This window comes from Maritimibacter sp. HL-12, from assembly GCF_900177545.1.
Lineage (GTDB): Bacteria > Pseudomonadota > Alphaproteobacteria > Rhodobacterales > Rhodobacteraceae > Sinisalibacter.
In genome coordinates this window covers 1,508,703-1,521,885 of sequence record NZ_FXBQ01000001.1, presented here as the reverse complement: position 1 = coordinate 1,521,885, position 13,183 = coordinate 1,508,703, and the positions used below count along the sequence as shown (strand labels likewise).

Sequence of the window (13,183 nt, the reverse complement as noted above, 5' to 3'; positions counted from 1 at the left end):
CTGGCAAGGAAGGCACGAAGCCGGTTTTCACGAAGGGTGTTCATGGACGATTTCCGCCAGAACAGGGTCTAGTTTCTCTCTCCAATCCGGGGAGCCCGTCACTGTCAGCCACCTTTCGTCGGACTTGTCGCCTTGGGAAAACGCAAGGGTCAGGGCGTTGTCGGGCACAAGATTGCCAAGGCGGTCCGGCCATTCGACAAGGCATATCGCCTGCTCGAATGCCTGTGACAGCCCAAGCTCTTCAACTTCGTCAGGATGCGTGAGCCGGTAGAGATCGGCGTGCCAGATTTCGACCTTGCCCGTGTCGTAGGTCTGGACGAGCGTGAATGTCGGCGACGGCACGTCTTCATGCGGGGCGTGGTCCAGCGAGAGACGGGCTTGAATCAAGGCGCGTGCGAAATGCGTCTTGCCACTGCCGATCGGCCCTTCCAGCAGGATCGCATCGCCGGGACCGAGCTTCGGCGCAAGCGCCGTCGCCAACCGGGCTGTAACATCGGGCGAGGGCAGAGAGATGCGGCGGGACGAGACGATCATGTCTCCGTTTTACCGCAGGTATGGCGGCCCGCAAGCTGGTTGTTCAGGCTTCCACACTTGTCGCTTCGGGCCAAGGGGAGGGCAGGGAACCGAAGTCATGTCGACGTGAGGGCCCATGCTGGAGGATTGAAAAACTCACCATCGTAGACCCGCGCGCGAGCGGCTTCACCTCGCATTCGATCATCCGTCCATTTTGCATCGGTACTTGCGCGCGCCAGTTCTCGCGCGGCCCGGATTGTGAAACAAACCTCTGGATCTCTTCCCAGACGGTATTCGGGGCGGTCATGGTTTGCCAGCGCTTCACCGCATCAAGGATGGTGATATCACCGAGGCTGGTGGAAGGGTCGTTGCCCCAGATATCTGCGTAGGCTGCGTTCGAGATCGAGAGCACGCCACCGGGGGAGAAGACGGCAACGGCCTGAGGAAGCGCGTCGAGCGCGGCCTGTCCGGTTTCGAGCTCCGCGCGGAAGCGGCGGGTCACCGAAATCTCGGCCGAAATGTCTTCGAACAACAGCGCAACCGCACCGTCCGGATGCGGCCGGCCGGTTACACGATAGGTTTGCCCGGTCGGCAGGGCCCATGTCTCTTCATAGGTGCCGTTCTGCGCGGCCGCGACGAGGTCTGACATTTGGTGGCGCCAAGAGCGATAATCCTTGGGTTCGGGCATCATGCGTGCTTCACGCAGCTTGTCCAGAAAGGCCGAGAGCGACGGTTTCGAGATCAGGAAATCCGCCGGCAGAACGGTAAGATCCATCAATGCGGGGTTGAACAAGGCAAGCTCACGCGAGCGGTTGAAGATGGCAAGCCCGATCGGGAGTGAGGCAAAGGTCTTGGTGAGCGTGGTGACGAACTCGTCGAGTGTTGTCTCCGCGCGCACCAGTCGGTCGACCGGAATCGCCGCGAAGAACCGGTCTGAATTTTCCAGTTCGGCTTGCGTGATCTCGAACCAATGGCGGGTGTGCTGACCGCGCGGGCAGACTGCAACGCGGTTGGATCCGGGCGAAACCCGGCTGCGGTTTTGCTCGAGAGGATCATCGGAATGATCGAAAATCCTTGCTGGCGGCCATGCCGGAACTTCTTCCGACCCGCGCAAGCTATCGGCAAGGTCGAGATACGCGGCATTGCACCAGGTAATCGCGCCGCCGGAATTCTCGCGCCAAAGCGGATAGGGTGTGGAGTCGATATGGGCGCGCAGTTCGTCTATTTCCCGACTCATCGCGAGGACGCTTTGGCCGTCGATTTCTTCCTCATGTGCTCCGGGCTGGTTGCTCATGAGTGTGATCCGGGTCACGCCGTCGTGCCATTCTGCCTTGATCCGACTGTTGCCGTCTTGTGACGTGAAAGTCAGCTCGCCAAGCTCGGCGAGATCCAGCATGCGCTCCGAAAACCTGGAGAAACGCGCGCTCAGCAGCGCGGCGAGATGCGCCCAGACCGTCCCCTGTCGGATCGTTGAATCGAGGAGTTGCCGGGCAGCGGGGGTGGCGTCGAGCAGGGTTTCATCCTCGAAAATGAAGACAATCGAGTCGCGTTCGGTTTCCGAGAATTGCCGCAGACGGCTGGTGCGCCTTTTGTCGAACAATCCGAAGGTTAACAGAACGGCGAGGGCGATCAGGAACGCCGAAGCGATCAGAAGAATGGCGATGAGCGTATTGAGCATTCTGAAACACCGGGCACGAGTTTGGTTAACCAAACCGTAATCCGGCGAAGGTTAAGGAAGGCTTAAGCAGGAATTGAGGCGCGCCTCAGGTTTCGAACTGGGTATTCTCGCCCAGCACGGGAGTCCGGTCTTCTGCCTCGATTCCGTTCTGCTTGCGGGACCATGTCACCTCAACAATCGCCCCCGATTTCTCGCCGGGTTTTGCAAGGCCGGTGTAGGGATTTGTTCCATTGGCAAAATTCAGCTCCGCGCCGGTTCTTTCCAGCAGGGTCTTGGCGATGAACAGCCCGAGGCCCATCCCTTCGTATTCCGGCCGCCTGGTATCGCGCTTTGCTTTTCGGATCTTGCGAATGAACGGGTCTCCGATCCGACCGAGCAGGTGAGGCGGGTAGCCGCTGCCATCGTCGAGTATGCGGATACTGAAAACGGTGTCACTCCAGCAGGCTTCGATCCAGACGGTGGAGCTGGCGAAATCCACCGCGTTCTGGATCAGGTTGCGCAGCCCGTGGATCAATTCCGGCCGGCGCAGGATCATTGGCTGGTCTTCCGGCAGTGCCTCGCCCTGAAGGGTCTGGATGATGATTTTCTTTCCGCGTTCGCGGTGTGGTTCGGCCGCCTCCTCGATCACTGCCGAAACCAGTGCCTGGCGCAGATGAAGGTCGTCTTTTCCGGTCCGCCCCATCGAGCGCAGGATATCGCGGCAACGATTGGCCTGATCCCGGATCAGTGTGGCGTCTTCGCGCAGGTCAGAACCTTCGGGCAGTTCGGAAATCATCTCGGAACTGACCAGCTTGATGGTGGCGAGCGGGGTTCCCAGTTCATGCGCTGCCGCGGCCACGACACCGCCGAGATCGGTCAGCTTCTGTTCGCGGGCAAGCGCCATCTGGGTTGCAAGCAGGCCTTGGCTCATCGACTGGATTTCGGTGCTGACCCGGCGAGTATAAATGCCGATGAACACGATCGAGATCACGATGGCAAACCAATAGCCGAGCGCGAACAACTCCGGCATCTGGAGCAGTTGGCCGTCAAGCGTGCGCAGCGGCAGGTGAAACCAGGCGATCACGGAGATCAGCACCACCGCGGCCTGGCCGATCGCAAGCGTCGCGCGCAGGGAAAGCGCGGTTGCGGCAACGGTGACGGGGGCCATGATCAGCACCGCGAAAGGGTTGTTGATGCCGCCGGTGACCCCGAGAAGGAAACCGAGCTGGACCGTATCGAAGGCCAACATCAGCGTTGCCTCGCGCTCGGTCAGCCGCTTGGATTCCGGGTAAACGAAAAGTGAAACCAGATTGAGGATAATCGAAAGTCCCACCGCAACGGCGCAAAGGCCAAGCTCAACATCGAGGTTGAACAGGCGTTGGCTGATGCCAATGGCCGCGATCTGGCCCGCAATTGCAACCCAGCGCAAGAGGATGAGGGTGCGCAGCCGAACCCAGCCATCGGCTTGGTGGTGATCGAACAGGGCGGGTGTGTTGTCGGTCATCGCCTTCGGTGCGCCTTCACGTCTGGTTGCGTCATAGTGATCCCTTGTATGTCGGGGCCATATCGGGGATCAATGCCGAGCGCTCAAACCGGAGGAAGCTCATGCGAAAGATCATTGCCCTGGGGTCTGCGGCAGCGGTTGTTGGCCTTGTTGGCGTGACGTGGTGGATGAGCCGTCCGGCAGGCGAAGATCGCTTCGCGCAATGCCGCGAAACCTCGATCGGCACCGGGATCACCTCGATCGGCGGCCCGCTGTCGCTGATTGATCAGAACGGCAACCCGGTGACGGATGCCGAGATGTTCACCAAGCCGACGCTGGTCTATTTCGGCTATACCTTCTGCCCCGACGTCTGCCCGCTCGACAACGCCCGCAACGCCGAGGCGCTCGATATCCTGATCGAGCGCGGCTACGATGCACAGATGGCCTTCATCTCGGTTGATCCCGAGCGCGACGATCCCGAGCGGCTGCGCGATTTCACCGATTACCTGCACCCGGAGGCCTACGGCTACACCGGTTCGCCCGAACAGATCCGCGCCGCCAGCCAAGCCTACAAGACCTACTTCAAGAAAGAGGAAGATCCCGATCCGGATTTCTACCTGATCGACCATTCCACCTTTACCTATCTGGTGCTGCCGGAGACCGGGTTTGTCGAGTTTTTCAAACGTGATGAAGGCCACGAGGCCATGGCGGATCGCGCGGCCTGCTTCATTGATGCCGCGAAGTGATCCGTTGGAATGCGTGCGATAAATTGACCTGCGGCGACCTTGCGCATAATGTTCGCCAATCGGGCGAACAGCGGTAAGGAATATCCATGTCTGACATCCAGTTGCAAGACATCGGCGAAGATCGGTCTCTCCTTCTCGTAGATGACGACGAGCCGTTTCTGCGTCGCCTGTTCCGGGCGATGGAGAAGCGGGGATTCGAGCCGGAGATGGCCGAGTCGGTCGCCGCGGGCAAGGCGAGCGCAATTGCTCGCCCACCGGCCTATGCGGTGGTCGACCTTCGGCTGGAGGATGGCAGCGGGCTCGATGTTGTTGAAACCATTCGCGAAAGACGGCCCGAGGCCCGGATCGTGGTGCTGACCGGCTATGGAGCCATCGCCACGGCGGTTGCAGCCGTCAAGGTGGGCGCAACCGATTACCTGTCGAAGCCCGCCGATGCCGATGACGTGGTTAACGCGCTGCTCGCCCGGGGCGATGACCTGCCGCCGCCGCCCGACAACCCGATGAGTGCCGACCGGGTGCGCTGGGAGCATATTCAGCGAGTCTATGAGCTGTGCGACCGCAACGTGAGCGAAACCGCGCGGCGGCTCAACATGCATCGGCGGACCTTGCAACGCATTCTGGCCAAACGCAGCCCGAAATGATCCCGAAGCGCTGGCGGTTCGCGGCGACGCTGATGGCCTGCGCGGTGCTCGCTGGATGTGCCGAGGTAAGTGCCACTCAACAGGCGACCGGGCGTCAGGGTATAAGCTTCACACCCGATCAGGCCGGGCTCGCGGTGACGGGCAACGCGCTGCGCATCGACTTTGGACGCGCTCCGGCGGGCGTGATAGCCGCACTCGACCGCGAGTTGGGGCCGGGCCGCGACCTTGGCGTTGCGGGTTGTGGCGCTGATATTTCAGCGCAACGCGACTGGGACGGGCTGGTTCTGACCTTTACCAGCGAACGTTTTGTAGGCTGGCGGCAGGCTGGGGAAAGCGCCGGGCAGATCTGCGAGATGCTGGCCTAAACCGCCTTCAACAACGCCTTGTGCCGGGCGACGAAGGCCTCGCGAACCTCGCGGGGCGGGCGAAGTTGCAAGGTCATGCCCTCGATGGTGGCGGGATTGGGCTTGCCGAAGAACTTGTCGGCCTCGGTTCGGGAAAACCCGGCGATCTGTGTCGCTTCCAGCCAGGCCGAGATGCGGTCGGCCTTCTTGATCGCTTTCTTGATGCGAGCCGGCACCTCGGCGGGCAGGCCGAACCGGATGTTGATCGCCGCCTGAAGCCGTGCGTCAAGTTCACCATAGCTTGGACCCACGGCGGATTTGACCGGCGAGATCATGTCGCCGATGACGTATTCCGGGGCGTCGTGAAGAAGCGCCGCAAGCCGCCACCTGGGTGGTGAATCAGGCTCTATTTCAGCAAAAATCGCTTCTACCAGCAGAGAGTGCTCGGCCACGGAGTAGGGCCAATCGCCGAAAGTCTGCCCGTTCCAGCGCGCCACGAAGGCCAGCCCGTGGGCGATATCCTCGATCTCGATATCCATCGGCGTGGGATCGAGCAGGTCGAGCCTGCGGCCCGAGAGCATCCTTTGCCAAGCGCGTTGTGCCGCCATGCGAGCCTCCTGATTGCCGCGCACAATGCCGCGATCAACGACCGAGTCAATCGCGCGTTGTTGTCTGTTTCGCATTCCGGTGGTAACCCCGCGCCAAACGAGATTTGAACGGAGGCACCCAAGGTGACCCAAGACCATATTGTGAAGGACATTTCGCTGGCGGAATACGGTCGCAAGGAGCTGGATATCGCCGAGACCGAAATGCCGGGACTGATGGCATTGCGCGAGGAATTCGGCGCGGCCAAGCCGCTCAGGGGTGCGCGGATCGCCGGCAGCCTGCACATGACGATCCAGACGGCGGTTCTGATCGAAACGCTGGTGGCGCTGGGTGCGGATGTGCGCTGGGCGTCGTGCAATATCTTCTCGACCCAGGACCACGCGGCAGCGGCGATTGCGGCGTCCGGCGTGCCGGTTTTCGCGATCAAGGGCGAAACGCTGGAAGAATACTGGGACTACGCCGACCGGATCTTCATGTTCCCCGAGGGTGGGGCAAACATGATCCTCGACGATGGCGGCGACGCCACGCTCTACATCCTGCTTGGCGCGCGGGTGGAGGCGGGTGAGGAAGACCTCATTGCCGTGCCGAAATCGGAGGAGGAAGAGGCGCTGTTCGCGCAAATCCGCAAGCGGATGGCCGCAAGCCCCGGCTGGTTCACCCGGCAGCGCGACATGATCAAGGGGGTTTCGGAGGAAACGACCACCGGCGTGCACCGGCTCTACGAACTGGTCAAGCAGGGCTTGCTGCCCTTCCCGGCGATCAACGTGAACGACAGCGTCACCAAGTCGAAGTTCGACAACAAGTATGGCTGCAAGGAATCGCTGGTCGATGGCATCCGCCGCGCGACGGATACGATGATGGCGGGCAAGGTTGCCGTGGTCTGCGGCTATGGCGACGTAGGCAAGGGCTCGGCGGCTTCTCTGCGTGGTGCGGGCGCGCGCGTGAAGGTGACCGAGATCGACCCGATCTGCGCGCTTCAGGCAGCGATGGACGGTTTCGAAGTGGTGACGCTGGAAGACGTGGTCAACAGCGCGGACATCTTCATCACCACCACCGGCAACAAAGACGTGATCCGCATCGAGCACATGCGCGAGATGAAGGATATGGCGATCGTCGGCAACATCGGTCACTTCGACAACGAGATCCAGGTGGCGGCGCTGAAGAACCACAAGTGGACCAACATCAAGGACCAGGTGGACATGATCGAGATGCCCTCGGGCGCGCGGATCATCCTGCTGTCCGAGGGACGCCTGCTGAACCTCGGCAACGCCACGGGGCACCCGAGCTTCGTGATGTCGGCAAGTTTCACCAACCAGGTTCTGGCCCAGATCGAGCTTTGGACGAAGGGCGATGAATACAAGAACGAGGTTTATATTCTGCCCAAGCATCTCGACGAGAAGGTGGCGCGGCTCCACCTTGACCGGATCGGCGTGAAGCTCACCACACTGAAGCCCGAGCAGGCGGATTACATCGGTGTGATGGTGGAAGGCCCCTACAAGCCCGAACACTACCGCTACTGATGCGCATCGTCGTTTTCGGCACCGGGGCGATCGGTGGAACGGTGGCCGCAGCACTTGCCCGCAACGGGCAAGAGGTCACCGCGATTGCCCGGGGCGAACAATTGGCCGCGATCCGGGGGAGAGGGCTGCGGTTGCGCAGTCCGAAAGATGATTTCACCGTGGTCCTCGACGTGGTCGAAACCCCCGAGGACGCGCGTATCGGCGCCGGCGATGCCGTGCTGATGGCGATGAAGGGCCAGCACATGCAGGCGGCGCTCGAAGCCTTGCGCGCCGCGGGCGTGCGGGACCAGCCGATCTTCTGCCTGCAGAACGGCGTCGACAACGAGCGCAAGGCGCTCAGGCTGTTCGGCAATGTTCACGGCGTAACCGTGATGATGCCCTCCGCCTTTCGTGTGCCCGGCGAAGTCATCGTCTATTCCGAACCGCAATACGGCGTTTTCGATATCGGGCGCGCTGCCGGTGGCCATGATGACGCCGATGGCGCCTTGGAGAAGGCGCTCTCTGAGGCGAACATCGCCGGCTATGTGGCGGATGATGTGATGGCGAGCAAATACGGCAAGCTCTTGCTCAACCTCAACAAAATCGTCGGCGCTGCCTTTGCGCCAGATGACGACACGCAGCCACTCAAGGATCTGCTGCGCAGCGAAGCCGAGACGGTGCTGGCAGCCGCCGGGATACGATGGGCTGATGTGGGCGTGGACGATCCCCGAAGAAAACGGCACATGTCCATGAGTGAGGTGCCGGGGGCGGTTCCCTTCGCAAGTTCGACAAACCAGAGCCTCGAACGCGGCACCGGTTCGGTCGAAACCGATTGGCTCAATGGCGAGATCGTGTTGCTGGGCCGGCTTCACGGCGTTCCCACCCCTGCCAACGCAGCGATGACCCAGCTCGCCGCCCGGCTGGCACGCGGAAGCGCCGCTTCGGGCACGGTGACGGCATCGGGGATTGTCTCAAACCTGGCGGAATATTCCTGAGCGCATTCCGGGGAAAACCCGGGTAATTTTCCCTTTGGCTCCTGCTGTTTTGGCCTTACGCTTCACGATGTGGGGCGCTGTGCCTGTGTTTGATATGGGAGTATACCAATGGGAAAACGTGACGACCTCATCGCAAAATATGCCGATGATTTGCGCAACAAGTGCGGCATGGAGCCGGACATGAACTTGCTTACCAAGGTGACCATCGGCTGTGGCCCGTCGATCTACAATCCCGATGCTTCGACCGTTGCCGCCGGGCAGGAGCACGAACTGGAAACGGTGAAGGACAACTTCCTCGTCAAGAAGCTCGGGCTTTCGGACGGTCCCGAGTTGATGGACGCGATCAACGCAGTGATCGAAACCTACGGGCGCTCGGAGCGGAACAAGTATCGCGCCGTGGTCTATTACATGCTGACCAAGCATTTCGGAAAAGAGGCCGTTTATAGCTGATCCCGGGTGCCGAACCGATAAAGGGCGGCCCAACGGCCGCCTTTTTCGTTAACAGACCTTCTCGCACAACTTATTGAAATTGAATGAAATTCAATGTAACGACCGGTTGCGGGATGGTGCCGGATTTTCTAATGTCACAAGGAAGACCAGGACGGTCGGACCCTTATTCAGAGACACGTGTGGTGCTGAGGGAGCACGTGGGGTGGAAGGAGGGTCCGAGGGGTCGGACCCTCCTTTTTTCAGAACAGCACGAGAACGGTGCCCATCAAGGCACAGCCGATCACGGCATAACCACCGTCAATCAGCGTCAGCTTGAAAGGCCGACCGCCGTAGGCGTTATTGAGCATGATCCAGGGCGAGATCATGAAAAGCCCGATGCCGCCGCCCACCATGATACCCTTCAATACCGTGTCGATCTGCGCTTGCTCGATGATGTGGCGCATCATGCCCGCCACCAGCACCATGGCGATGGCCGAAAGGATCATGGGAACGGTGCTTCCGCCCTTGGGCCCGCCCTTTTCGTCAACCTCTACTCCGGAGGCTTCGATCCAGGGTTTTGACAGGGCCATGTACCAGACGGCCCCAAACATCCACGATGCCGCCGCGGCGACCAGAACACTGACCAGTTCCATTGGCTTCCCCTCCCGACTGGGTCATTCTGCCGCAGTATGTGAGTTGGGTGGGGACCTGCCTAGTACTATTCTCCGGCCAGTTCGAGAATTATGCCCCACTCCGTCGCGGAGACCGGTTGCACCGAAAGGCGCGAATTTTTGACCAGAACCATGTCTTTCAGGCGTGGATCTTCCTTGCACATATCGAGTGTCACCGGGTTGGCAAGCGGGCGCACGGCTTTCACATCGACGCATTCCCAACGGTCATCGTCGGTGGTGCTGTCGGGATGTGCCTCGGCGCAGACCTCGACAATACCGACGATCCGCTTCTCGTTCACGGAATGATAGAAAAGCCCGAGATCGCCCAGTTTCATCTCGCGCATGTTGTTGCGGGCCTGGTAGTTGCGAACACCGTCCCATTCCTCCCCGGCGTCGCCCTTGGCAACCTGGTCGTCCCAACCCCAGGTTCCCGGCTCGGTCTTGAACAGCCAGTAGTTCATCAGCCCACCACCTTCTTCCATTCCTCGATCCGAACCTTGGCAAACAGACCGGCGACGGCATAGGGGTCGCCCTTCGCCCAGGCCTCGGCCTCATGCCGGTTGTCGAGATCAAGGATCACCAGCGACCCCGACATCTCGCCCGCCGCGTCAATGAACGGCCCGGCCTGCACCACGACGCCGGTTTCGGCGATGTAATCGAGATGCTTTGCCCGGTTGGCTTTGCGAATTTCGAGGCCGCCGGGCTTGTCGGTGCAGATCAGGGCAAACATGTCATTCCTCCTTCAAGGGCCGCGAGAGCAGGATCTCGATGGCTTGGGGTATGGTAACCAAGCCATTCGCGATGGCCACGACAATCTGGGCAACTGGCATATCTATACCGACCTTTTCAGCAGCATTAGAGACTGCCTGGGCCGTCGCTCGGCCCTCGATCGTGATGCTGTCGTCATTCTTTTCACCGCGGCCGAGGGCAAGGCCGAATGCGTAGTTTCGCGATTTCTCCGAGGTGCAGGTAAGCGCAAGATCGCCGAACCCGGAGAGGCCTGCAAGCGTGTCCGGTTCGGCGCCGCGCGCCCGGGCAAAGCGGGTCATCTCGGCGTAGCCACGTGTCATCAGGGCCGCGCGCGCACTTTCCCCGAGCCCGGCCCCGATGGCAATTCCGCAGGCGATCGCGACCACGTTCTTGAGCGCGCCGCCCAGTTCGACGCCGATCATGTCGGTTGACCGGTAGAGGCGGATGTTCGACGTGGTCAGCGCCCGTTGGAGCGGTTCGGGATCATCTGCCGCGATGGTGAGCGCGGTCGGGAGACCGGCAGCAATATCAACGGCGAAACTCGGCCCGGAGAGCACCGCCGGCGTCGCTCTTGGGCAGATATCCCTGATGATTTCAGTTGGACCCCGGCCCGATTTGATATCGATCCCTTTCGAGCATGCCACCATCGTCTGAGACCCGAAGGCGGCCCGGTTTTTCTCAAGAAATGGAGCCAATTGCTGCAATGGCAGCGCGAGGAGGATGATCGTGGCAGACACGGCCTCGGCAAGATCGCTTGTCACGGCGAGGCTTTCGGGGAAGGGATAACCAGGCAACCGGCGCGTGTTCACTCGCCTGGCGGTCATGTCGCCGGTGTCGCGCGCCCAGAGCGTCACCGCGCGCCCGTCTCGGGCGAGCGATATGGCGAGGGCGGTGCCGAACGCACCCGCACCCAAAACCGAGATCGCGGTCATGCCTTGGCTCCCTTCTTGCCCGATCCAAGCATGGGTTGGGCACCTCGGTCCAGTGGCCATCGCGGGCGGGCCTGAAGCGTCATGTCGTCGCGCTCACCGCTGCGAAAGCGCTCGAGCCCGGCCCAGGCGATCATCGCGGCGTTGTCGGTGCAAAGGCTGAGCGGTGGGGCGAGAAAGCTGACGTCGTTTTCCGCTGAAACAGTCTCTAACGCGCGGCGAATTGTCATATTTGCGGAAACGCCTCCGGCCACCGCGAAGGTCGGCGTGGCAGGGGAAAGCGCCATGTACTGGGCTATTGCGCGGCGGGACTTTTCGGCAAGAACATCGCTCACCGCCGCCTGAAACGAAGCGCATAGATCGGCCCTGTCCTGCACATGCAGGCCGCCGTCGCGGTCAACGAGTTTGTCGCGCTCGCGCAATAGCGCGGTTTTCAGACCGGAAAAGCTCATGTCGCACCCCGGCCTGTCGAGCAAGGGGCGGGGAAGCGAAAACCGGCGCGGATCACCCTTCTTGGCTTCCGATTCAACAGAGGGGCCACCCGGTTGAGGAAGGGCAAGGAGCCGCGCCGTCTTGTCGAAGGCCTCCCCCGGCGCATCGTCGATCGTCCCGCCCAGACGGGAGAAATCGTCCGTGCCCCGGACCAGCAGGAATTGGCAATGCCCACCGGACACCAGCAACATGAGGTACGGAAAGCCCGTTTCGTCGGTGAGGCGCGGGGTGAGGGCGTGGCCCGCAAGGTGATTGACACCGATGAGCGGCAGGCCAGAGCCGGCCGCGATCCCCTTGGCCAGCATGACCCCCGCGAGCACACCGCCGATCAGGCCGGGGCCAGCCGTGACGGCGATGGCATCGAGGCCATCGAGGCCGACATTGGCTTCGCGCAACGCCTCTTCGACGCAATGATCGAGCTTTTCGGTATGAGCGCGCGCGGCGATCTCCGGCACGACACCTCCAAACGCGGCATGAAGCGTGGTCTGCCCGGCGACCACCGATGAAAGGATCTCGGGGGCTGCCCCCTCGCGGTGACGAACCACGGCGGCGGCGGTATCGTCGCAGCTCGATTCCAGCCCGAGAACGGTGAGGGTTTTGGTCATGGCGCGCCGGTTGCGATGAGGTTCGAGCCGAGGTAACACCGCGGGAGGCCCCAGACAATCCCGCGAGGCGCTGATGACCGCGACGCTCCTGCTCACACGTCCCGAGGCGCAATCGCGGGCGTTTGCGGAAAAGCTTGGCACCGGGGCCCCGGTGGTGATCGCTCCGGTCATGGAGATCGTCGGAACCGGTGTGCAGCCAGATCTGTCAACGTATCACGGGGTAATCCTCACGTCGGCCAATGCGCTGCGTTTCCTGCCAGGGTTGCATGGGGTTCGGGCCTGGTGTGTTGGCGAACACACCGCCGGGGCGGCGCGGGCGCAAGGTGCGCAAGTGATGCGTGTGGCCGATGATGCCGAGGATCTTCTGGCCGGGTTCAACGGCAGCGGTCCGCTCTTGCACCTGCGCGGGGAGCATGCGCGCGGAAATGTGGCGCAAAGGCTCACTTCGGCTGGAATAGTGACACATGAGGCGGTGATCTACCGGCAGGTTCCGCGTGAACTCACCGACGAAGCCCGGCGTTTGATCGAGGGGGAGGGCAAGGTGATCCTCCCGCTGTTCTCGCCGCGTTCAGCGGTCCTGCTCGCGAAGCAAGTTATGCGCATCGGTTCGGGGCTGGAGGTGATCGCGATCAGCCCGGCGGTGGCTGAAGCCTGGTGCGCGGAAACAGGTTCCGAGGCGATCGAGGTCTGCGAGCGACCGACAGGCGCGGAAATGCGTGCCCGCACGGTTGCGAGGCTGCGGGACTAAGTCACCTTGTCGCCACCGGGGGCGGTGGATAGGCTTGGAGTTGTCGAGGGGTCGGAGGCCGCTCGCAGAGATTCG

16 protein-coding genes are annotated in these 13,183 nt (G+C 61.8%); 7 read left to right on the top strand and 9 right to left on the bottom strand.

Features of this window, described 5'->3' with window-relative positions; translation table 11 throughout:
• Positions 1 to 27: 27 nt before the first annotated feature.
• The 3 genes from tsaE to regB form a co-directional block, all read right to left on the bottom strand.
• The gene (tsaE, locus tag B9Y97_RS07545) at positions 28 to 534 is read right to left on the bottom strand and encodes a tRNA (adenosine(37)-N6)-threonylcarbamoyltransferase complex ATPase subunit type 1 TsaE (protein WP_085526170.1); all 507 of its coding nucleotides are present in this window, start codon (positions 532 to 534) and stop codon (positions 28 to 30) included.
• 43 nt (positions 535 to 577) lie between these two features.
• The gene (locus tag B9Y97_RS07540) at positions 578 to 2,191 is read right to left on the bottom strand and encodes a PAS-domain containing protein (protein WP_085526169.1); all 1,614 of its coding nucleotides are present in this window, start codon (positions 2,189 to 2,191) and stop codon (positions 578 to 580) included.
• Between the two features lie 85 nt (positions 2,192 to 2,276).
• Positions 2,277 to 3,674, bottom strand: coding sequence for a sensor histidine kinase RegB (regB, locus tag B9Y97_RS07535; RefSeq protein WP_085526168.1), 1,398 nt, complete (start codon positions 3,672 to 3,674; stop codon positions 2,277 to 2,279).
• Between the two features lie 101 nt (positions 3,675 to 3,775).
• Between regB and B9Y97_RS07530 the strand changes: the two genes are divergently transcribed.
• From B9Y97_RS07530 to B9Y97_RS07520, 3 genes are all read left to right on the top strand, one after another.
• Positions 3,776 to 4,399 (top strand): SCO family protein, encoded by a 624-nt coding sequence (locus B9Y97_RS07530; RefSeq protein WP_085526167.1) that lies wholly within the window; start codon positions 3,776 to 3,778, stop codon positions 4,397 to 4,399.
• An 86-nt stretch (positions 4,400 to 4,485) separates the two neighbouring features.
• Positions 4,486 to 5,040, top strand: coding sequence for an ActR/PrrA/RegA family redox response regulator transcription factor (locus tag B9Y97_RS07525; protein ID WP_085526166.1), 555 nt, complete (start codon positions 4,486 to 4,488; stop codon positions 5,038 to 5,040).
• Positions 5,037 to 5,405: a hypothetical protein gene (locus B9Y97_RS07520; protein ID WP_085526165.1), complete on the top strand. Its 369-nt coding sequence runs from the start codon at positions 5,037 to 5,039 to the stop codon at positions 5,403 to 5,405. Before B9Y97_RS07525 ends, B9Y97_RS07520 begins: the two co-directional genes overlap by 4 nt.
• Here the strand turns inward: B9Y97_RS07520 and B9Y97_RS07515 are convergent.
• Positions 5,402 to 5,992, bottom strand: a complete 591-nt coding sequence (locus B9Y97_RS07515) for an HD domain-containing protein (RefSeq protein WP_085526164.1) — start codon at positions 5,990 to 5,992, stop codon at positions 5,402 to 5,404. The genes B9Y97_RS07520 and B9Y97_RS07515 overlap by 4 nt on opposite strands.
• Before the next feature lie 123 nt (positions 5,993 to 6,115).
• On the opposite strand from B9Y97_RS07515, the gene ahcY reads away from it, so the two are divergent.
• The 3 genes from ahcY (at position 6,116) to B9Y97_RS07500 (ending at position 8,934) form a co-directional block, all read left to right on the top strand.
• Complete coding sequence (ahcY, locus tag B9Y97_RS07510; protein WP_085526163.1) at positions 6,116 to 7,510, top strand: adenosylhomocysteinase; 1,395 nt, start codon at positions 6,116 to 6,118, stop codon at positions 7,508 to 7,510.
• A complete protein-coding gene (locus tag B9Y97_RS07505; protein ID WP_085526162.1) occupies positions 7,510 to 8,484 on the top strand; it encodes a ketopantoate reductase family protein in 975 nt (324 codons plus the stop codon). The genes ahcY and B9Y97_RS07505 overlap by 1 nt, the downstream gene beginning before the upstream one ends.
• Positions 8,485 to 8,592: 108 nt before the next feature.
• Positions 8,593 to 8,934, top strand: coding sequence for a DUF2853 family protein (locus B9Y97_RS07500; protein WP_085526161.1), 342 nt, complete (start codon positions 8,593 to 8,595; stop codon positions 8,932 to 8,934).
• 239 nt (positions 8,935 to 9,173) lie between these two features.
• On the opposite strand, the gene B9Y97_RS07495 is transcribed toward B9Y97_RS07500, so the two are convergent.
• The 5 genes from B9Y97_RS07495 to tsaD form a co-directional block, all read right to left on the bottom strand.
• The gene (locus B9Y97_RS07495) at positions 9,174 to 9,566 is read right to left on the bottom strand and encodes a DUF1761 domain-containing protein (protein ID WP_085526160.1); all 393 of its coding nucleotides are present in this window, start codon (positions 9,564 to 9,566) and stop codon (positions 9,174 to 9,176) included.
• A gap of 65 nt (positions 9,567 to 9,631) precedes the next feature.
• The gene (locus B9Y97_RS07490) at positions 9,632 to 10,045 is read right to left on the bottom strand and encodes an EVE domain-containing protein (RefSeq protein ID WP_085528155.1); all 414 of its coding nucleotides are present in this window, start codon (positions 10,043 to 10,045) and stop codon (positions 9,632 to 9,634) included.
• Positions 10,045 to 10,314, bottom strand: coding sequence for a YciI family protein (locus B9Y97_RS07485; RefSeq protein WP_085526159.1), 270 nt, complete (start codon positions 10,312 to 10,314; stop codon positions 10,045 to 10,047). The genes B9Y97_RS07490 and B9Y97_RS07485 overlap by 1 nt, the downstream gene beginning before the upstream one ends.
• A gap of 1 nt (position 10,315) precedes the next feature.
• Positions 10,316 to 11,266, bottom strand: a complete 951-nt coding sequence (locus tag B9Y97_RS07480; RefSeq protein ID WP_085526158.1) for an NAD(P)H-dependent glycerol-3-phosphate dehydrogenase — start codon at positions 11,264 to 11,266, stop codon at positions 10,316 to 10,318.
• Positions 11,263 to 12,360, bottom strand: coding sequence for a tRNA (adenosine(37)-N6)-threonylcarbamoyltransferase complex transferase subunit TsaD (gene tsaD, locus B9Y97_RS07475; RefSeq protein ID WP_085526157.1), 1,098 nt, complete (start codon positions 12,358 to 12,360; stop codon positions 11,263 to 11,265). The genes B9Y97_RS07480 and tsaD overlap by 4 nt, the downstream gene beginning before the upstream one ends.
• 73 nt (positions 12,361 to 12,433) lie before the next feature.
• On the opposite strand from tsaD, the gene B9Y97_RS07470 reads away from it, so the two are divergent.
• Positions 12,434 to 13,108, top strand: coding sequence for a uroporphyrinogen-III synthase (locus B9Y97_RS07470; RefSeq protein ID WP_085526156.1), 675 nt, complete (start codon positions 12,434 to 12,436; stop codon positions 13,106 to 13,108).
• The last annotated feature ends 75 nt before the right edge of the window (positions 13,109 to 13,183 follow it).

What these genes read in the sequence shown, in the direction of transcription:
- tsaD (WP_085526157.1), bottom strand. Translation starts at nt 12,360, where the DNA reads ATGACCAAAACCCTCACCGTTCTCGGGCTGGAATCGAGCTGCGACGAT.
- B9Y97_RS07480 (WP_085526158.1), bottom strand. Translation starts at nt 11,266, where the DNA reads ATGACCGCGATCTCGGTTTTGGGTGCGGGTGCGTTCGGCACCGCCCTC.
- B9Y97_RS07540 (WP_085526169.1), bottom strand. Translation starts at nt 2,191, where the DNA reads ATGCTCAATACGCTCATCGCCATTCTTCTGATCGCTTCGGCGTTCCTG.
- B9Y97_RS07525 (WP_085526166.1), top strand. Translation starts at nt 4,486, where the DNA reads ATGTCTGACATCCAGTTGCAAGACATCGGCGAAGATCGGTCTCTCCTT.
- B9Y97_RS07485 (WP_085526159.1), bottom strand. Translation starts at nt 10,314, where the DNA reads ATGTTTGCCCTGATCTGCACCGACAAGCCCGGCGGCCTCGAAATTCGC.
- B9Y97_RS07520 (WP_085526165.1), top strand. Translation starts at nt 5,037, where the DNA reads ATGATCCCGAAGCGCTGGCGGTTCGCGGCGACGCTGATGGCCTGCGCG.
- B9Y97_RS07530 (WP_085526167.1), top strand. Translation starts at nt 3,776, where the DNA reads ATGCGAAAGATCATTGCCCTGGGGTCTGCGGCAGCGGTTGTTGGCCTT.
- tsaE (WP_085526170.1), bottom strand. Translation starts at nt 534, where the DNA reads ATGATCGTCTCGTCCCGCCGCATCTCTCTGCCCTCGCCCGATGTTACA.
- B9Y97_RS07515 (WP_085526164.1), bottom strand. Translation starts at nt 5,992, where the DNA reads ATGGCGGCACAACGCGCTTGGCAAAGGATGCTCTCGGGCCGCAGGCTC.
- B9Y97_RS07495 (WP_085526160.1), bottom strand. Translation starts at nt 9,566, where the DNA reads ATGGAACTGGTCAGTGTTCTGGTCGCCGCGGCGGCATCGTGGATGTTT.
- regB (WP_085526168.1), bottom strand. Translation starts at nt 3,674, where the DNA reads ATGACCGACAACACACCCGCCCTGTTCGATCACCACCAAGCCGATGGC.
- B9Y97_RS07470 (WP_085526156.1), top strand. Translation starts at nt 12,434, where the DNA reads ATGACCGCGACGCTCCTGCTCACACGTCCCGAGGCGCAATCGCGGGCG.
- B9Y97_RS07500 (WP_085526161.1), top strand. Translation starts at nt 8,593, where the DNA reads ATGGGAAAACGTGACGACCTCATCGCAAAATATGCCGATGATTTGCGC.
- B9Y97_RS07505 (WP_085526162.1), top strand. Translation starts at nt 7,510, where the DNA reads ATGCGCATCGTCGTTTTCGGCACCGGGGCGATCGGTGGAACGGTGGCC.
- B9Y97_RS07490 (WP_085528155.1), bottom strand. Translation starts at nt 10,045, where the DNA reads ATGAACTACTGGCTGTTCAAGACCGAGCCGGGAACCTGGGGTTGGGAC.